The sequence below is a fragment of the Tropicimonas sp. S265A genome, from assembly GCF_049800835.1.
Lineage (GTDB): Bacteria > Pseudomonadota > Alphaproteobacteria > Rhodobacterales > Rhodobacteraceae > Dinoroseobacter.
Genome location: NZ_JBNAFU010000009.1, coordinates 1 through 18050 on the forward strand (window position 1 = coordinate 1; position 18050 = coordinate 18050).

The following is an 18050-nucleotide window of genomic DNA, read 5'->3' on the forward strand; positions in this document are numbered from 1 at the left end:
TGAACCCGGCAGAGTACTCGGTCGGCGAGATCCTGGCCCTGAAGGCACAGCGCGACAACGCCAACGACTAAGGCGTACCGCCAAATCCCTAAGGCTTCGCTAACCCCCGCCCGGCGAGGCCTTGATCCCCCCGCGCAGGTCCCCTCCCTGCCTGCGCGGGCCCCACACCGACCCACCCGACACCACGGCTCTCAGACCCCCGGACAACCCCCTGACAAAAAGAGAGACCCAAAAGGTGCGTCGCGGACGGCTGGCCCAGATGGTCAAAAACCAAAGGGCCGGCCGTTTTTTTGGCGCACTCCGGGCGCTGCGCCCAAGTTTTGACCTCTCTCGCCGTATGAGGGAGGAAACCGGTACGCGACCCTGTCAACACAATGTGACGCACGGGCAGTATGCGTTCAGGTGCCGCGCTGTCAGACAGATCAGCCAAGCGGGCATGCGGCGCGGATCACTTTGAAGGATATCGCCGATATGATGACGGACCACACCCCCGGTATCACCTGCCGGTTTCCCGCAGGGGGCGCGGCATGAAAGGGCGTGGCCGACAGGACCGTCACGAGAAGACCATCAATCTTGCCTTGCAGGGCGGTGGTTCGCACGGGGCGTTCACATGGGGCGTTCTGGATCGGATGTTCGAAGAGGATCGTCTCTGGGTCGAAGCTGTTTCCGGCACCAGCGCCGGAGCCATGAACGCGGTCGTCGCCGCGCAAGGCATGTATGACGACGGGGCGAATGGTGCCCGTGCAGCGTTGGAGGCGTTCTGGAAGGCGGTCTCAAGGGCTGGACAGTCCAGCCCGCTGAAACGAACGCCGCTCGACATGTTCATGGGCAACTGGTCGCTGGATGCGAACCCGGGCTACATCTGGATGGATATGATCAGCCGCCTGGCGTCGCCTTATGACCTGAACCCGCTCGACCTGAATCCGCTGCGTGACGTGGTCCGTGACTTTATCGATTTCGACAAAGTCGCCGGCGAAGAGGACATGGGCATCTACATTTCCGCCACCAATGTGGAAACCGGACGCGCACGCATTTTCCACCGTCATGAGATCACGCTTGACGTGGTCATGGCCTCGGCGTGTTTGCCGTTCATGTTCAAGGCGGTCGAGATCGACGGCACCCCCTATTGGGACGGCGGCTATATGGGCAACCCGGTTCTGTTCCCGTTCATCGATTACTCCCCGTCCGCAGACATTCTGATCGTGCAGATCAACCCGCTGAAACGCCCGGGCACTCCGAGAAAAGCCAGCGAGATCCTGAACCGGGTCAATGAGATCACCTTCAACGCCTCGCTTCTGCGTGACCTGCGCGCGATCGAGTTGATCGACCGCCTGATCGATGAAGGCGCGTTGTCTGACACCGACTACCGGCGCATGAACATGCATATGATCGACGATGGCTGTCGCGAGATGCTGGCCATGGGCGCGTCGTCGAAGCTGAACTCCGAATGGGCCTTTCTGACCCATCTGCGCGACATCGGACGGGCGGCGGCGGATCGTTGGCTCAACGCGCATTTCGACGATATCGAAAACAGATCCACGCTTGATCTGGGTGTCATGTTCGACGATTTCGGCGCGCGCCGGAGCGAGAACATCCTGAACCTGCGCCCGCAGATCGGGGGCAAGCTGTGACGCGCCCGATCGCGCCGGGGCTCTGACGATGCGTCTTGCGGATGAAATGACCGGGTATGCGCCGGAACTGGCGCAACAACCCGCAGACTCCCGCAGGCAGGTGGTCCAGCGATCGGCCATGATCGCTCTGATCGCCTTTCTGACGCTGATTGACCTGTTTGGATCGCAGGCCCTGTTGCCGACACTGGTCGAGACCTATGGGGTGAGTCCGGCTGCGATGGGTTTCGCGGTCAATGCATCGACGATTGGTATGGCGGCCTCGAGCCTCGTGGTCGCGGCCTTCGCGCGGCACATTGATCGCAGGCGCGGCATCTGGGTTTGTCTTGTCTTGTTGTCGCTTCCCACCATCGGTCTCGCCTTTGCAGAGGATCTGACCACTTTCACGCTGCTGCGGGTGGCGCAGGGCGTCTTCATGGCGGCAGCGTTCACGTTGACGCTGACCTACCTGTCGGAGATTTGCACGATCAACGCGATCGGGGGCGCGATGGCCGCTTACATCACCGGCAACGTGGCATCCAACCTGTTCGGACGGTTGATGGCATCGGGTCTCGCCGACACGCTCGGACTGACAGAGAGCTTCCTGGGCTTTGCTGCGCTCAACCTTCTTGGGGCCCTCGCGGCCTACCTGTATTTCGGGCGGTATTCTGATCGCGGCCCGCCGCCCGAGGGTGGATCGGTGGTTGAGGCATGGCGGGACCATGCGCGAAACTCGCGCCTCTGGGGCATGATCGGCATTGGGTTTGCACTGCTGTTCGTGTTTGTGGCGACCTTCACCTATGCCAACTTCATCTTGGCCTCCGATACGTTCGGCCTGCCGCAAGCTGCAATCGGCTTGGTCTATTTCGTTTTCGCACCGGCGATCTTCACGACCCCGGTGGCGGCCCATGCGATCCGCCGGATCGGCGCGCGCGCAGCCTTCCGACTGGGGGTTCTCGTGACATTTGTCGGGCTGGCCTTGTTGCTCAGTACCGCGTTGCCGTTGTTCTTGTTGGGGCTGGCCCTGGTGGGCGCTGGCCTGTTCTTTGCCCAGTCCGTGGCAACCGCCTCTGTCGGACGGACGGTGACACACGACCATGCGGCCGCGAACGGGCTGTATCTGGCAAGCTACTATCTTGGTGGGATCATGGGGGCGTGGATCATCGGACAGGTTTTTGAGATGGCAGGCTGGAATGTCGCGGTACTGATCCTGCTGGCGCTGACGGCGCTTGCCGGGGCTTTCAGCCAGGTGATGCCCGCCGTTGCGACGGCCTTTGGCACGCCAAAGAGTGAAAATGTTACTGGACACTGAACTGTCACTTGACCCAGACATAAGGCAAGGTTTTTTGATCAGGAGTTTCACGAACGCATGGCCGCAGCTGCGCTTATTCTTTCGCTCGCTCAGGCTTGGCTGTGGGTAGGGGCTGCGGTGGCGGCCGCGTTTCTGACCATCGGTCTGGGGCGCATTGACAACGATGCCTCGGACGCCTTCCTGTTCCGTGTCCTGCTGATCCCGGGGGTCTTGCTGATCTGGCCTTTTGTCCTTTGGCGCTGGTGGAGGCTGGAGCGCGGGGAGCCGTTCATGCCCCGGTATCAACCCTTGATGGCGCATGCACCGGCGGCGGGCATTATGGCCATCCTGATCGTCGGCGCCTTTGCACTGTCATCGGCCGCGCAGCAGGAGTGGCCGGCTGATATCGCGCCTGAGAAGCTGTCGGAGGCGCGGCCATGAGTGTCAAATACGTTCCCGTACAGTGGAACCCGTTCAAATGGGCCTATGACGCCGTTGTGCTGATTGCCGCCGGGCTTTTCATCTGGATGTTCCTGCGCGTCGACGCAGCTGCCCTGGGGTACGAGCGGGAGGTGTCCGGTGCCATCAAGAATGCCCGCGCGTTCGGGGCCTGCGCGTTTGTCCTTCTCACTGTTATCCTGTGTATCGGACCGCTCGCGCGACTCTCACCGCGGTTCTTGCCGTTGCTTTATAACCGCCGTCACCTCGGCGTCATAACTGCGGCGATTGCGACGACACATGCGTATTTCATCCTCGGGTGGTATTTCGCCTTTTCACCTGTCGACAAGTATCAGACCGTGCTTTTTGCCAACACCAGCTACGCGCAGGGCGCCGGCGGGTTCCCGTTCGAGGCCTTTGGCATTTTCGCCCTGCTTTCGCTGCTTGTTCTGGCCGCCACAAGCCATGACTTCTGGATGAAGTTTCTGACCCCACCGGTGTGGAAGGGACTGCATTACCTGATCTATCCCGCCTACGCAGCGGTTGTGGCCCATGTCGCTTGGGGGGCGCTGCTGGATCGTGATCACAGTGCTTTTGCCTGGATCGTCTACATCGGCGCGCTGCTGGTGGTTGGCCTGCATCTGGCAGCAGCTTTTACCAGCAGAACTGACACCTCGGGCTTGATGGATGGCTGGGTCGAAGCCGGAGATCCGGAGACCATCGCCGACGGGCGGGCGCGGATCGTAACGCTTCCCTCCGGTGATCGCGTGGCCATATTCCACAACGCAGGCGTTCTGCATGCGATTGGCAATGCCTGCGCACACCAGAACGGACCTCTCGGCGAAGGGCGTGTGAAAGACTGTATCGTGACGTGCCCGTGGCACGGGTTCGAATACGATCTGCGCACCGGCCGGTCGCCGGCGCCCTTCACCGAGAAAATCCCAACCTACAAGCTGGCGCTCAAAGACGGGCTTCTGCGGGTCGACCCGACGCCCAACCCTCCGGGCACCGCAACCGAGCCCGTCACCATTCCGAAAGGGACCCCGGCATGAGCGATCAGCCCTTCTTTGTCGGCTATCTTGGTCTGCCCAAGGGACTGCGCGGCTTCATCGTCGGCCTGGCAGTTGCGCTGGTTGCCGGGGCTGCGGGTTTGGCGGCAGCGATTGCGCTGACCCAAGATGATCCGGGAGAGGGTGCCTTTCGGTTCGATCTGGGCCGCCAGACTGTCACTGGCGTTCTGGAACTGACACCCAGCCCGGTCCTGCACGTGACCGAGGGCAACGAGAACATCGACGTTGGCCATACACTGATGTTGTCTGGGCAAGGCAAGAACGGTGCAATCCAGCGCGCCCGTGCGCTGGAGGGCCAAACCGTTGTTGCCAGCGGCGTACTGCTGACGCGCGGCGATCTGGACATGCTGCAATTGCGCGGCGGGCAAGACGGGTTGAGTGCCGCCGAGGATGCGGAGCCCGCCACGCCGCCCGCACCCGAAGCACTGGGCAGATGGCGACTGGCCGGCGAGATCTGCGACGGCAAATGCACGGCAGGCGCCATGCGTCCGGGACGCGGTATCGGCCACAAGGCTTGCGCAAACCTGTGTATCCTCAATGGCATTCCCCCGGTTTTCGTCACAACGCAGCCGGTGGAGGGCGCCGAGTTTCTGCTGATCGCAGGGGAGGGGGATGACCCGCTCCCGCAGGACCTGTATGATTGGGTGGCCGAATACGTCACGCTCGAAGGGGATGTTTCCCGCCATGGCGATCTGCTGGTGCTGACGGTGGACACCTCTACGCTGGAGCGCACGCCATGACGCGGCGGATCGTCGGATGGGCCTTGTTTGCGCTGGCTGCGGCGGCGATTTTCTATGTCAGCCGGTTCTGGGATTTCAGGCTCTGGTCAGGGGGCCTCTTCGGGGTCGAGATGCTGCGACCCCAAGGTGGTCTTGTCGCGGTCTGGCTGCGCGGCACGCCGCTTGCGCCCTATGAATTGCTTGTCTGGTTGGTCGGCGGGTTCCTGTCGCTCAGCTTGTTGGAATGGCTCTTCAATCGCCTCTGGCCGCTGCCGCCCTCTGACACATGAGCGACGGCGCGTTCCCCCGGTCGGCGCATCGCCAGTCTGAGGACACACCGTGCTTGGATATCTGACCATCGCCGCCTGTCTGGGCCTGTTTTGCATGGTTGCCAATCGCCTCGAATCCACAGTGATCACCGCGCCGATGGTTTTTCTCGGACTTGGGGCGCTGGTGGCGTCTCTGGGGGTCATGCCGGCCGAGGGCAGCGAAGCGACGCTCCATATCGTCGCCGAAACAGCGCTTGTGGTCTTGCTGTTTCTCGATGCTGCAAAGATTGATCAGGCGGCGCTGCTGAAACGCCGGGTCTGGCCCGCACGGATGCTCGGGATCGGGCTGCCGCTGGCGTTTGCCTTGGGGGCGGTCGCTGCGTGGGTGGTGTTGCCGGGTTGGCCGTTGGCAGCCGTGGCTTTGGCGGCGGCGATCCTGACGCCCACGGATGCCGCGTTGGGCCAGCCCGTGGTCTCCAACCGCGATATTCCCGAACGCCCGCGCCGTGCGCTGACCGTCGAAAGCGGTCTGAATGACGGGCTTGCCCTGCCTTTGGTGCTGCTGATGGCCGCCCTTGCCGCCCCGGCCTTCATGGCCCCCGACGGAGGCTGGCTGCTTTTCGTGCTCAAACAACTCAGCTTCGGGCCGGTTGTAGGGCTGGGCGTGGGCATCCTCGGCGGGATCATCCTGCTATGGGCCAAGCGCACCAACGCCACATCGGATGTCTACGAGGGGATCGGCGCGCTCGCGCTGGCTGCCACGGCCTATCTCGGCGCGGAACTGGTGGGCGGCAACGGGTTTATCTCGGCCTTCGCGGCGGGCCTGGGTTTTGGTGGCATCGTGCGCGGGCAATGCGCGTTCGTGTTCGAGTTCACAGAAGGCGAGGGCCAGCTTCTGTCCTGGTCGGCCTTCTTGCTGATTGGTGCGGTGCTTGTGCCAGAGGCCGTCGCGCATCTGACGGCGAATGTGTTTCTGCTGATCCTCTTGAGCCTGTTTGTCATCCGCCCACTGGCGATCTGGATTTCGCTGATGGGCACGGACGCATCCCCGTCCACGCGCCTCTTTTTCGGGTGGTTCGGCCCGCGCGGTCTGGCAACGGCACTTTTTGCGTTGCTGGTCCTCGACCATCTCGGCCCCGACATCGGCGACGATATTTTGCACCTGGCCATCAACACGGTCTGGATTTCCGCGCTGTTGCACGGACTCACGGCCGCGCCCGGCGCGCGGCTTTACGCAAGACGCTTGGAAAAGATGGAGGACGCGGCGGAACAGGCCCCGATGCGCGGCTCCACCCCGGCATTTCGGGACAGACTGATAAAAACGGGAGGGACATCCGAATGAACAAAGTACCTGTGGCGCAGATCAGCACGTTACCGGACCGCGACCCACAATACGCTCTCGTGGCGGATGTCGATCTGGTGGTGGTTCGTTTTGACGACGAGGTCTCGGTCTTCTACGGGCGTTGCCTGCACCGGGGTGCCCTGATGTCGGACGGGTTCGTGCGCGGGCGGAACCTCATCTGCGGCGTGCATGACTGGGACTACCGGCTCGATACCGGTGTCTCCGAGTATGCCAACGAGGAAAAACTCCCAAAGTTCACCTCGTGGGTCGAAGACGATGCCGTTCTGGTCGACGCGGACGAGGTCGCCGCTTGGGCCGATGCGAACCCGCAACCCTTCGACCGGGCGGCGTATCTGGGGCTTTACACCGATACCTCCCATGGTACGGCGGAGGAGCCGACAAACGGGCTGATCCAGCAATACGCGCGCGACGGGCTGTCCAAGACAGGCCATCATGGCAAGATGGATTCGATGGGTGTGCCGCGCGACCAGCTTCCCAGCTGGGATGATATCCAGATCCTGACCGCACAGTTGCAGAAGGCCCCGTTGCTGGACGAAGAGGCGGTGGGCACGGACATCGTCATTGGGCCGAATGCGCAGAAGCCCCTGCACCTCAAGATACCGCTGTTCGTGTCGGACATGTCCTTCGGGGCCCTGTCCGAACCTGCTAAACTGGCGCTCGCACGGGGGGCGGAGCTGTCCGGCACCGGAATCTGTTCTGGCGAAGGTGGGATGCTGCCCGAAGAACAGGAAGCCAATTCAAGGTATTTCTATGAACTGGCCTCTGCCCGGTTCGGGTTCGATTGGGACAAGCTGGCAAAGGTGCAGGCGTTTCATTTCAAAGGCGGGCAGGGCGCCAAGACCGGCACCGGAGGACACCTGCCGGGCAACAAGAACAAGGGCAAGATCGCTGAAGTGCGCGGGATCGAGGAAGGCAAGGACGCCATCTCACCCCCGCGGTTTCCAGACTGGACTGAGCCTGCGCAGATCAGGGAGTTCGCTGACGAGGTGCGTGACCGCACGGGTGGGATCCCTATTGGCTATAAGCTCTCGGCGCAGCATATTGAAAAGGACATCGATGCAGCACTTGAGGTCGGGGTCGATTATATCATCCTCGATGGCCGCGGTGGCGGCACCGGGGCCGCCCCGATCCTTTTCCGCGATAACATCTCGGTCCCGACGATCCCAGCGCTGGCCCGGGCCCGGCGCCATCTGGACGCTACGCGGCCCGACGTGACGCTGGTCATCACCGGAGGCCTGCGCAAGCCTGCCGATTTCATCAAGGCGCTGGCGCTGGGGGCGGATGCGATTGCCCTGTCCAATTCCGCGATGCAGGCCATCGGGTGCATCGCCATGCGGGCCTGCCATACCAACAATTGCCCTGTTGGGATCGCGACGCAAAAACCGAACCTCGTCAGTCGCATCATCGTCGAGAAATCCGCGCGACAGTTGGCGAATTTCTTCGATGCCTCGGTGGAGCTTATGCAGGTCATGGCACGCGCCTGCGGCCACGATCACCTGTCAAAGTTTCAGCACGACGATCTGACCACATGGAAACGCGACATGGCCGAGATATCCGGCGTGCGCTTTGGAGGTGTCTCATGAGCGATCTCGATTGGATCAGCGTTGGCCCTGCCGACCTGCCCGAGGGTCGGGTCAAGACCGTCTCGGCGCGCAACGTCTATATCTGCCTGTCGCATTTCGACGGCAAATGGGCCGCGATGGACAACCACTGCCCCCATCAGGGTGGCCCGTTGGGGGAGGGGACGATCGAGCGGGGACTCGATGACAAGTGCTGGATCCGATGCCCGTGGCACGGATGGGATTTCGACCCGCTGACCGGCGCGCCTCCGGGCGGGCATGAGGATACAGGGCAGACGACCTATCCGGTTGAGGTGCGCGATGGCGAGGTGTTCATCGGCCTCGAGCCGGAACCGCCCCATGAGCGCACCGTGACCGATGCTATGGCGGAAACCCTGGTCAACTGGGGCGTCAAACGGGTGTTTGGGATGGTCGGGCACTCCAATCTCGGGCTCGCGGATGCCATTCGCCGCCGCACGGTCGCCGGTGACATGGCCTATATCGGCATCCGGCATGAAGGAGCGGCGGCTTTTGCAGCCTCTGCCTATGGCAAGCTGACCGGTCAGCCCGCCGCATGTCTGGCCATTGCGGGGCCGGGGGCGACCAACCTTCTGACGGGCATGTGGGACGCCAAGGTCGACCGCGCCCCTGTCATCGCGCTGACCGGGCAGGTCCAGACCCAAGTCTTTGGCCCCGGTGCGTTTCAGGACATAGACCTCAAATCTGCGTTTCAGGCTGTCAGCAGGTTCTCGCAGCCCGTTCTGTCAACCTCGAACCACACGGAATTGGCCTCGCTTGCGTGCAAGACCGCGCTGGTGGAGCGCGACGTGGCGCACCTGATCTTTCCCGACGACGTGCAGACGCAGCCCAGTGACGCGCCGGCCAAGTCACCCGTCGGTCGGCTGTCCGGACCTGTGGTCCAACCCGCCGATGACGATGTCGCCGCGGCGGTGGAGATGATCAACGGCGCCACACGCCCAATGGTGATCATCGGCCATGGCGCATGGGCGGCGCGCGGGCAAATCATCGCGCTGGCAGAGGCCATCGGCGCGCCGGTTGTCACGACGTTCAAGGGCAAGGGCCTGATCCCTGACAGTCACCCGAATGCAGGCGGTGTGCTGGGACGGTCTGGCACGCCGATTGCCAGCTGGTTCATGAACGAATGCGACGTGCAGATCGTTCTGGGTGCGTCCTTCTCCAACCATACCGGCATCAACCCCACCAAGAAAACCATTCAGGTTGATTTCGAGCGGATGCAGCTGGGCAAGTTTCACCCGGTCGATCTGCCGGTCTGGGGGGAGATTGGCGCGTTCTGCGATGCCGTCGCTTCAAAGGTGGCACGCAATCCGGCAGCGGACGACCAGATATCGGAACTTGCAACCCGCTGGGGCATGTGGCGCGACGAAAAGCGCCGCCGTCTGGCCGAAGAGGGTGCAGGCGGCGTGCATTCCGTTGCGATCTTCGAGGCGTTGTCGCGGATTGCGCCCGAGGACGCGTTGATCGCTGTGGATGTTGGAAACAACACGTACTCTTTCGGGCGATACTTCGAGACGAAGGGTCAGCACGTGATGATGTCAGGCTACCTTGGGTCCATCGGGTTTGCCCTGCCTGCCGCCATGGGCGCCTGGGCGGCCACGCAGGATTTCGAGCACCTGCGCGGGCGCAAGGTCATCTCGATCTCCGGCGATGGTGGTTTTGGGCAATACGCGATGGAACTGACCACCGCTGTCAAATACGGCATGGACATCACACATCTGCTTTTGCACAACGACGAGCTTGGCAAGATCTCCAAGGAACAACGCGCGGGTGAGTGGCCGGTGTGGGAGACGTCTTTGGTCAACCCATCCTTCTCGGCCTTCGCGCGGCTGTGTGGTGCGTACGGGGCCAAGGTGACCAGCGGCGCTGAGGTTGAGGCCGTTCTGGCCGAGGCCCTTGCCGTCAAAGGGCCTGCGCTGGTCGAAGTGATGACAGACGCGGAGCTCGTTTAAGCAAGATATATCGCCCGTTCTTTTCAAGAGCACGCTACGCGCAGCCTGAGCGCCGCAACTCGGGTTTTCCCCCTTTCGACTCGCTTTCCTCCGGTTTCCCGGCCTTGCGGTGTGCGTATGGTGCGGGTGTTTTGGGTTTCTGGCGGGTGGTTTTGTCTGATGTCCCGCTCACGAAACTTGTGATCGGTGCGAGGTTTCGCCCGCGCGCGCGGTTTCTTTCGTAACGTCACGGGGGTGTGAGCGGTGTGACAGGGTCAAGCCTCTGATTTCACATGGCTTTTCCGAGTGCTGGCAGAAATGCGCACAGCAACACCCCTCACGCGGGCGTGATGCGCATTTTTGCACATATGGGTCGGCCCAAATGCCCGTTTCTTTCCAGGACGATCTGCCCCAATTCTCCCTCATCGGCAGGCACAAACGACCTGCCGCTCACCAAAACCCAATCGCGGCGCAACGCACATATCGCCCGCAACGCACATACAAAGGAAAGACCCAATGAACCGCACACTGATCCTCTCCGCTCTCGTCGCAGCCATCGCAGCCCCGGCGCTCGCCAACACCCAGCTCGAGCGCCAGCTCGGCGTCGAGCCCGGCGTCTACACGACCGCAGAACTCGTGGCCATCAAGGGCTCGTTCGACACCGACACAGGCTACAGCTTCCCCGCCCGTGACGGCGCGGTCGTCTCCAGCCAGTCCACCGGCTTTGGCGCAGGCCACATCGCCCTGGCCGCCCAGGTTGGCGTGAACCCGGCCGATTACACCACCGCCGAACTGGTGGGCATCAAGGGCTCGTTCGACACCGACACCGGCTTCAACGTCGCCCCGCGCGGAGACGTCGTGTCCAGCCAGTCGGTCGGCATCTCCGCAGGCCACGCACAACTGGCCGCCCAGGAAGGCGTGAACCCGGCAGAGTACTCGGTCGGCGAGATCCTGGCCCTGAAGGCACAGCGCGACAACGCCAACGACTAAGGCGTACCGCCAAATCCCTAAGGCTTCGCTAACCCCCGCCCGGCGAGGCCTTGATCACCCCCGCGCAGGTCCCCTCCCTGCCTGCGCGGGCCCCACACCGACCCACCCGACACCACGGCTCTCAGACCCCCGGACACCCCCCTGAACAAAAGAGAGACCCAAAAGGTGCGTCGCGGACGGCTGGCCCAAATGGTCAAAAACCAAAGGGCCGGCCGTTTTTAATTGCGGGTTGGCCGACGGACGGTGACTTGCTGAGCGTACCCACGAAAGAGGGCGCGGCTGTCAACTTCATCTCCGGTTCGTGCCGCACGCTCGGAAACCAGAGGGACCAGATCCCTGCGGATCGTGACGTGGAACTTGCCGAGCCATGCGGTGAGCCCACGCTCAAAGGTGGATGGCAGACCTGATTGATCGCCGAAGTCTACAATGTGCAGGGACCCCCCGGGTTTGAGGTGCCGCAGGCCGTTGCGCACAGCGCCCTGCCAGTCCGGGATCATCGAAAGGCAGTAGGACATCACGATGCGGTCGAAGGATCGCGGTCCAAACAGCGCTTGCGCGTCAAAGTGGCAGGCATCTCCGGCCTGAAGGTTGGCATGACCATCCAGCTTGGCACGGGCGGACCGCAACATTTCCTCTGAGATGTCGAGCCCATACAAGGCGCGCCCCGGGTAAACCCGGTTGATGCGCGCGAGGTTGCGGCCTGTGCCACAGGCAATTTCGAGCACGCGGGCATTGGGCGCGGGGTTCAGGTCTGCGATCAGCTGGTCGCGTCCCAGCAGATAAAAACGCCGCGTCGCATCGTAAAAGTAGCGTTGGTAGCGGTAGGTTTCGTTCATCAGCGCGGCATGGCTGGCTGTCTGTCCAGTCATCGTGTCGTTCCATTCTTCAGGTGGTAGACATGCACGCCGCCGTAGATCGCGGAGCGGTCCCGCGCGAGACCGCGCGCGGAGGAGTCGGCATCGTAGCGCCATTGATCGAGAATTTCGGGATCAACCCGTCCCGGCAGGATGTCGTCAATTCCGCCGGTGCGAAACAGGACGCGCGCGCCCGGCGCTGCCGTGCGGGTGATCTGCGCCCACAGGGCGGTCAGTTGCGTGTCTGTCATCCAGTCCTGCGCGTCCAAGAGCACATAGCGGTCCAGGCTTGCCGGTGCCGCCTCGGAAAGAGCGTCTGTCATGGAGCGGTTCAACGGCAGCACCCGGTCAGACATCCTGCGAACGGTTTCGAAATTCTCGCGCTCAAGATAGGGAGGGCGGGGTCCATCCGGGGCATAGCTGCGGTTGAACGCCTGCCAGGCGAAATAGTTGTCCGACAGCGGATAGTCGCACATGAGCCGTTCTGTTCGGGCGCGCAGCACCGCGACAACCCCGCCATCCCCCGCGAGCTTTTCATGCTGGGCGGGAGGGATGCCGAGGCCAAATAGCGTGGCGCGGCGTGACGCGAGGAACCGCACGATCCGTGTGTCAAAAAGCGGCTCGGTATTGCTGCGGTACCATGCGCGTTGCTCATCTTGTGTTCGGCACTCGAGAAAAGGGTGCAGTTTTACCCCGGTGAGGCGCGCAACAAGATGTGCCGCTCCGATGAACCGCCCGAGCACGCCGAAGCGATAGGCGCCGCGTGCGAAGATCGAGACACGCCGACGGCCCAAGGTCCGCCCGTTCCACCACGCCCTGCTGGTCGGGTCGAGCATGGGCGCAATCGTCGTATCGAAAAGCTCCAGATTGTCCGAGCGGTTCGCTTCGGCAAAAAAGCGCGAGAAGGCTTGGTGGTCCGCCACCTGCTGCGCTGCGGTCAACTTGAGGTGCAACAGGGCGATATGGGCCGGGGAAAGATCGACAGCCGTGATCGCGGCGGGTTGGACCGTCAGATATGACATCACGTTGCATCCGCCTGACGCGATGCAGAAAATACGTGCGCCTTCACCGATGTCTGCCGCCTCGATATCGGCGACAGGGTCTTCCCAGATCTGAGCGTACACAAGTCCTTCGAAAAGTCTGGCGAAGGCGCGTTCAAGAAGGCCGGTTGCACTGATCACGCTGTTCTGCGTGACCGCCTCTGCGATCTGATCTGATACAGCAGGGGCGGCCGAAGGCGCGGAGGTCGGGGTCATAGAAGTTCTTTCTCTTTGTCGCGTCTTGCGCGGACACGGCGCTTGCGGTCGCGGGAGCGTGTGTGTTTTGCCCAGTCGATGAGTTCCAATTGCCCGTCCGTTTTTTCGATCAGGGCTGTGCAGCTTTCGACCCAATCGCCACAATTCGCGTAGTGAACATCGCCGATCCGGCGCAAGGATGCGGCATGGATATGCCCGCAGATAATCCCGTCAAAACGGCCGCGCCTTGCCTCGGCGATCAGAACATCCTCGTAGGCGCTGATGTAGTTGACCGCGCCTTTGACCTGGCCTTTGGCCCAGTTCGACAGGGACCAGTACTGTCCACCCCAGAGCTTGCGCGCCCAGTTGACCCAGGTGTTCAACCACAGGGCCACGTGATAGGCACGGTCGCCCAGATGTGCGAGCCACTTGGCGTTGACCACGATGTTGTCGAACTGATCGCCATGGGTGACCAGATACCGTTTGCCGGTCAGGGTGACATGCGTTGCGGTCTGCATGACTTCGATCCCGCCGAAATGGGTACCAAGGTAAGCGCGCATCATCTCGTCATGGTTACCGGGGATATAGTAGATCCGCGTGCCGCCATGGGCTTTGGCAAGGATCGCCTCCACGACATCGTTGTGGGCTTGCGGCCAGTGCCAGCCGCGTCGCAGGCGCCACGCGTCCACGATGTCACCCACGAGGTAGATCGTCTGTGCATCATACCGGTCCAGAAAGTCGAGCAGAAGCCGCGCCTGGCACCCGCGCGTGCCCAGATGGATATCTGACAGAAATAGCGTTCGCGCTTGCAAGGTTTTTGTTCCGGAGTACTGCTCTGTGGGTGGCGCTACAGGATGGCGGCAACGATTTTGTGACGAACGCCTTGAGAGGTACTCTAGGGGCGAATTTTCAGCGACCCAAGGTACGCTTTCGTCTTGTTTTCAGTCAAAGCGGTCGAACGGTCAGCCCTCCGGCTTCGAGGGATGCGCGAAGCGACCGGGCCATATCGACTGCGGCGGCGCTATCCCCGTGCACGCATACGGTATCGATCTGCGTCGCAATACGTTTGCCGGACCGCGCGATGATGGCGCCTTCCGCAATCATGGCGCGTATGCGGGTCGCGGCCTCTTGCGGGTCATGGATCATCGCGCCCTCCGTGCCGCGCGCAACGAGGGTCGCGTCGTCATTGTAGGCGCGGTCCGCGAAAATCTCTCCGGCATACGCGCATCCAAGGTCGCGGCAGACGTGCTCCATTGCGGTGGCGGCCAGGCCCATGATCACGATCTCCGGATCGACGCTCAGGGCGGCCGAGTAGCAGATGCGTGCAAGCTCTGCGTCTTCGGAGGCCATGTTCGATAGCGCGCCGTGCAGCTTGAGGTGCCGGACACGGCCACCGGCAGCGGTGGCTGTCGCCCGCGCCGCGCCGAGTTGGTACGTGACGAGTGCCGTAAGTTCTTCCGCGCTCATGGACAGGCGGCGGCGGCCGAACCCGGCGCGGTCGTCGAACCCCGGATGTGCCCCGATACCCACGCCGTTCTCGACCGCGAGCCGCATGGTGCGGCCCATGATCACCGGATCGCCCGCATGGAAGCCGCAGGCGATGTTGGCGGAGCTGACCACACCCAGAAGTGCGGCGTCATCCCCCATTTTCCAAGGTCCGAAGCCTTCGCCCATATCGGAATTGATGTCGATGACCTGCGCGCCCATGGTTCCCTCCGGTCTTGCACCCCGCCATAGAGGCCTGACGGAGCAGGCAGCGCAAGGCCGCAGGGCCGGTAAATCCGCGGCATTTCCGACAAAAATACTTTCTTGATGGCCGTATACCTTGTTTGTCCAGCGTTCGCAGGCTTAGATCAGCGCTGTTGTTCCCACGCGCGGTCAGGAAGCTCCATTTGCCGACAGATACCACAGCCGGTTCCGTACCATCGCGCGCCAGAAAGGCACGTGAAGCGCGCGTTCTTGGGATCGGGGCCTATGCGATTGCCGGAGTGTGCCTGCTACCGATGCTGGCAGTGCTGGTCACTGCGCTCTCTGGCGGCAGCGATACGCTTGGGCATCTGGCGGACACGGTCTTGCCTGGCTACACCTTCAACACGCTTCTCCTGGTCATCTATGTGGCGGTCGGGACCTTCCTGATTGGAACGGGGGCGGCGTGGCTGGTAACGATGGCGGAGTTTCCCGGGCGACGACTGCTTGAAATTGCGCTGGTGATCCCGCTGGCCTTTCCCGCATATGTCTTGGCGTATGCCTATACCCATGTGTTGGACCATCCGGGGATCGTACAGACGGGCTTGCGTGCGATGACCGGGTGGGGGCCGCGGGATTACTGGTTCCCTGAAATACGCTCTCTCGGCGGCGCTGCCGCGATGCTGGTACTTGTACTTTACCCTTATGTTTACCTGCTCGCGCGCGCGGCGTTCCTCCAGCAAAGTGCAACCACCTACTATGCTGCGCGCGCCTTGGGCTGTACGCCGGTCAAAGCCTGTCTTCAGGTGTCGATGCCGATGGCGCGTCCTGCGATTGCGGCCGGTGTTCTCCTTGCCACGATGGAGACGATCGCGGATTTCGGTACCGTAAGCTATTTCGGCGTGCAGACTTTTGCCACCGGCATCTACACCAGTTGGTTCACCATGGCGGACCGCGTGGCCGCTGCACAGCTCGCCCTTGGGCTTTTGGGATTTGCGCTGGCGTTGGCCGTGCTGGAGCGCACATCTCGGGGTGGGGCCAGATACCACGGTGGTAAGCGCCAGGAGGCGATGGGGCGCGCAGTGTTGATCGGGTGGCGCAAATGGGTGGCGATGCTGCTCTGTGGTGCCCCGGTGCTGTTTGGCGTGATCCTGCCAGTTGCCGCGCTTTTTGCGATGGGGATCGGATCAGAACAGAACCTGTTTAGCCGCCGCTATATCCAGTTCCTGACCAACTCTTTGACCCTCGCTTCGGTCGCGGCGGTGATGACGGTATCCGCTGCGGTCGTGATCGGCTACTTTCAGCGATTGCGTCCGGGCAAGGGGTCTGCCGCTGCGCTTTACGCCGCGCGTCTGGGGTATGCGGTGCCCGGGGGGGTGATCGCGGTCGGGCTGCTCGTTCCATTCGCGCTTTTTGACAATCAGCTCGATGCCTTCATGCAGCAGACCTTCGGTATCCGGACGGGGCTTTTGATGACCGGGTCCATCTGGGTCTTGGTGATGGCGTACATGATCCGCTTTCTGGCCGCTGCGATTGGATCCTATGAGGGTGGCCAGGCGACGATCCACACCAATCTGGACGCCGCGGCCCGGGTGCTTGGCCAATCGCCTTACGGCTTGTTGCGCCGCGTACATCTGCCAATTCTGACGCCAAGCCTTCTGACCGCCCTGCTGATCGTATTCGTCGACGTGATGAAGGAACTGCCCGCAACTTTGATCATGCGACCGTTCAACTACGATACGCTGGCTGTTCAGGCCTACAGGCTCGCCTCGGATGAGCGGCTGGAAGGGGCGGCGGTGCCGAGCCTCGTGATCGTTGCCGTCGGGTTGTTGCCGGTTATTCTGCTGTGCCGTCAGGTCGGGCGGCAAGCGCGCTGAAGCGCGCGTTCCGGCGCTGCTGGCTCCGGCTAGGACACTTGCAGACTTGAACGTGGTCGGCGCGGCGCGTCCGTCTCCATTGAAAAAGGGCGCAGTCCGTGACTGCGCCCTTGTCCGTGGTGGCGTTTAGGGGGCCTGAATTATTCCCAGCCGACCTCATTGAAGATCTTCTGCGCGACGGGCACGTTCTTTGCCACAGCTGCCAGATCGACATCGTCAGGTTTGAAGAGCCCCATCGCGGCCACCGATGGGCTCAGACCGACGCCTGGAACAGCCGGGTATTCGTCATTCCCCGCGCTGAAATACTGCTGCGCCTGATCGGAGGCGAGATATTCCATGAACCGCACCGCGTTTTCATAGTTTGGCGCATGGGCGGCGATGCCACCGCCGGACAGGTTCATATGCGCACCTTCGCCATCCTGGGCCGGGAACACCCAGCCGATATTGCCCATGTCATCGCCGGACAGACCGCTGACCTCTTTGCGCAGGGCGCGGGCGAAGTAATAGGTGTTGGAAATCGAGATGTCACATTCGCCCGAGACGAGGCCACGCAACTGGTCGGTGTCACCGCCCTGCGGCGCGCGCGCGAAATTATCGACAAAGCCCGCTGCCCAGGCCTTTGCGGCTTCTTCGCCGTGGTTTTCAATCACCGCCGAAAGCAGCGTCTGCGAGTAGACGTTGGTTGAGGACCGGTGGCAAATCTGACCCTTGTATTTCGGGTCTGCCAGCGATACGTAATCCATCGGTGGCTCGCTCACATCGGCCTTGTCATAGAAGATGATCCGCGCACGCTGCGAAAAACCAAACCACTGGTTGTCATCGTCCTGCAGGTAGGCCGGGATACGCGCCTCGAGCGTTGCACTGTCCACCGATTGCAGAACGCCCGCTTGCTTGGCGCGTTCCAGACGCGAAGTGTCAACGGTCAGAAGGATATCTGCCGGGGAGTTTGCTCCCTCGGCTTGCATCCGTGCGATGAGTTCATCGGCCTTGCCCTCAATCCGGTTGATCGTGATCCCGGTCATGTTCTCAAAATCGGAATAGAGCCGTTCGTCCGTGTCGTAGTGGCGTGAGGAATAAAGGTTCAACTCGCCATTCGCATAAGCCGCGACTGTCGTGCCAAACATG

Annotated in this window: 16 protein-coding genes; 11 read left to right on the top strand and 5 right to left on the bottom strand. The window is 62.3% G+C overall.

The window, feature by feature from the left end; all coding sequences use genetic code 11:
- The first annotated feature begins 527 nt into the window (after nt 1-527).
- The 10 genes from ACP15N_RS17510 (at nt 528) to ACP15N_RS17555 (ending at nt 11273) form a co-directional block, all read left to right on the top strand.
- Nucleotides 528-1631: a patatin-like phospholipase family protein gene (locus tag ACP15N_RS17510; RefSeq protein ID WP_425093642.1), complete on the top strand. Its 1104-nt coding sequence runs from the start codon at nt 528-530 to the stop codon at nt 1629-1631.
- A gap of 28 nt (nt 1632-1659) precedes the next feature.
- Entirely contained in the window at nt 1660-2919 is a 1260-nt protein-coding gene (locus tag ACP15N_RS17515; RefSeq protein WP_425093643.1) for an MFS transporter, read from the top strand.
- Between the two features lie 57 nt (nt 2920-2976).
- The gene (locus ACP15N_RS17520; protein WP_425093644.1) at nt 2977-3339 is read left to right on the top strand and encodes a hypothetical protein; all 363 of its coding nucleotides are present in this window, start codon (nt 2977-2979) and stop codon (nt 3337-3339) included.
- Complete coding sequence (locus tag ACP15N_RS17525; RefSeq protein ID WP_425093645.1) at nt 3336-4388, top strand: Rieske 2Fe-2S domain-containing protein; 1053 nt, start codon at nt 3336-3338, stop codon at nt 4386-4388. Before ACP15N_RS17520 ends, ACP15N_RS17525 begins: the two co-directional genes overlap by 4 nt.
- Nucleotides 4385-5146, top strand: a complete 762-nt coding sequence (locus tag ACP15N_RS17530) for a hypothetical protein (protein WP_425093646.1) — start codon at nt 4385-4387, stop codon at nt 5144-5146. Before ACP15N_RS17525 ends, ACP15N_RS17530 begins: the two co-directional genes overlap by 4 nt.
- Nucleotides 5143-5415: a hypothetical protein gene (locus ACP15N_RS17535; protein WP_425093647.1), complete on the top strand. Its 273-nt coding sequence runs from the start codon at nt 5143-5145 to the stop codon at nt 5413-5415. The genes ACP15N_RS17530 and ACP15N_RS17535 overlap by 4 nt, the downstream gene beginning before the upstream one ends.
- 49 nt (nt 5416-5464) lie before the next feature.
- Complete coding sequence (locus ACP15N_RS17540) at nt 5465-6736, top strand: cation:proton antiporter (RefSeq protein WP_425093648.1); 1272 nt, start codon at nt 5465-5467, stop codon at nt 6734-6736.
- Nucleotides 6733-8340, top strand: a complete 1608-nt coding sequence (locus tag ACP15N_RS17545; RefSeq protein WP_425093649.1) for a glutamate synthase-related protein — start codon at nt 6733-6735, stop codon at nt 8338-8340. The genes ACP15N_RS17540 and ACP15N_RS17545 overlap by 4 nt, the downstream gene beginning before the upstream one ends.
- On the top strand, nt 8337-10304 hold the full coding sequence (locus ACP15N_RS17550) for a thiamine pyrophosphate-binding protein (RefSeq protein WP_425093650.1): 1968 nt from the start codon (nt 8337-8339) through the stop codon (nt 10302-10304). The genes ACP15N_RS17545 and ACP15N_RS17550 overlap by 4 nt, the downstream gene beginning before the upstream one ends.
- Nucleotides 10305-10799: 495 nt before the next feature.
- Nucleotides 10800-11273, top strand: a complete 474-nt coding sequence (locus ACP15N_RS17555; protein ID WP_425093651.1) for a hypothetical protein — start codon at nt 10800-10802, stop codon at nt 11271-11273.
- A 218-nt stretch (nt 11274-11491) separates the two neighbouring features.
- On the opposite strand, the gene ACP15N_RS17560 is transcribed toward ACP15N_RS17555, so the two are convergent.
- The 4 genes from ACP15N_RS17560 to ACP15N_RS17575 all read right to left on the bottom strand — a co-directional run bounded on the left by ACP15N_RS17560 (nt 11492) and on the right by ACP15N_RS17575 (nt 15069).
- Nucleotides 11492-12142: a class I SAM-dependent methyltransferase gene (locus tag ACP15N_RS17560; RefSeq protein ID WP_425093652.1), complete on the bottom strand. Its 651-nt coding sequence runs from the start codon at nt 12140-12142 to the stop codon at nt 11492-11494.
- The gene (locus tag ACP15N_RS17565; protein WP_425093653.1) at nt 12139-13383 is read right to left on the bottom strand and encodes a DUF3419 family protein; all 1245 of its coding nucleotides are present in this window, start codon (nt 13381-13383) and stop codon (nt 12139-12141) included. The genes ACP15N_RS17560 and ACP15N_RS17565 overlap by 4 nt, the downstream gene beginning before the upstream one ends.
- Entirely contained in the window at nt 13380-14174 is a 795-nt protein-coding gene (locus ACP15N_RS17570) for a UDP-2,3-diacylglucosamine diphosphatase (RefSeq protein ID WP_425093654.1), read from the bottom strand. Before ACP15N_RS17570 ends, ACP15N_RS17565 begins: the two co-directional genes overlap by 4 nt.
- Before the next feature lie 133 nt (nt 14175-14307).
- Nucleotides 14308-15069, bottom strand: coding sequence for a LamB/YcsF family protein (locus ACP15N_RS17575; RefSeq protein WP_425093655.1), 762 nt, complete (start codon nt 15067-15069; stop codon nt 14308-14310).
- Between the two features lie 185 nt (nt 15070-15254).
- Between ACP15N_RS17575 and ACP15N_RS17580 the strand changes: the two genes are divergently transcribed.
- Complete coding sequence (locus tag ACP15N_RS17580) at nt 15255-16925, top strand: ABC transporter permease (RefSeq protein WP_425093656.1); 1671 nt, start codon at nt 15255-15257, stop codon at nt 16923-16925.
- A gap of 140 nt (nt 16926-17065) precedes the next feature.
- Here the strand turns inward: ACP15N_RS17580 and ACP15N_RS17585 are convergent, their stop codons facing one another.
- Nucleotides 17066-18049 carry an extracellular solute-binding protein gene (locus tag ACP15N_RS17585; protein WP_425093736.1) on the bottom strand — a complete coding sequence of 328 codons (984 nt, stop codon included), beginning with the start codon at nt 18047-18049 and terminating at the stop codon, nt 17066-17068.
- Nucleotide 18050 lies beyond the last annotated feature (1 nt).

Coding starts and splice junctions, on each gene's coding strand:
- ACP15N_RS17575 (WP_425093655.1), bottom strand. CDS start 15,069: ATGGGCGCGCAGGTCATCGACATCAATTCCGATATGGGCGAAGGCTTC.
- ACP15N_RS17550 (WP_425093650.1), top strand. CDS start 8,337: ATGAGCGATCTCGATTGGATCAGCGTTGGCCCTGCCGACCTGCCCGAG.
- ACP15N_RS17555 (WP_425093651.1), top strand. CDS start 10,800: ATGAACCGCACACTGATCCTCTCCGCTCTCGTCGCAGCCATCGCAGCC.
- ACP15N_RS17525 (WP_425093645.1), top strand. CDS start 3,336: ATGAGTGTCAAATACGTTCCCGTACAGTGGAACCCGTTCAAATGGGCC.
- ACP15N_RS17520 (WP_425093644.1), top strand. CDS start 2,977: ATGGCCGCAGCTGCGCTTATTCTTTCGCTCGCTCAGGCTTGGCTGTGG.
- ACP15N_RS17515 (WP_425093643.1), top strand. CDS start 1,660: ATGCGTCTTGCGGATGAAATGACCGGGTATGCGCCGGAACTGGCGCAA.
- ACP15N_RS17535 (WP_425093647.1), top strand. CDS start 5,143: ATGACGCGGCGGATCGTCGGATGGGCCTTGTTTGCGCTGGCTGCGGCG.
- ACP15N_RS17565 (WP_425093653.1), bottom strand. CDS start 13,383: ATGACCCCGACCTCCGCGCCTTCGGCCGCCCCTGCTGTATCAGATCAG.
- ACP15N_RS17510 (WP_425093642.1), top strand. CDS start 528: ATGAAAGGGCGTGGCCGACAGGACCGTCACGAGAAGACCATCAATCTT.
- ACP15N_RS17585 (WP_425093736.1), bottom strand. CDS start 18,049: ATGTTTGGCACGACAGTCGCGGCTTATGCGAATGGCGAGTTGAACCTT.
- ACP15N_RS17560 (WP_425093652.1), bottom strand. CDS start 12,142: ATGACTGGACAGACAGCCAGCCATGCCGCGCTGATGAACGAAACCTAC.
- ACP15N_RS17545 (WP_425093649.1), top strand. CDS start 6,733: ATGAACAAAGTACCTGTGGCGCAGATCAGCACGTTACCGGACCGCGAC.
- ACP15N_RS17530 (WP_425093646.1), top strand. CDS start 4,385: ATGAGCGATCAGCCCTTCTTTGTCGGCTATCTTGGTCTGCCCAAGGGA.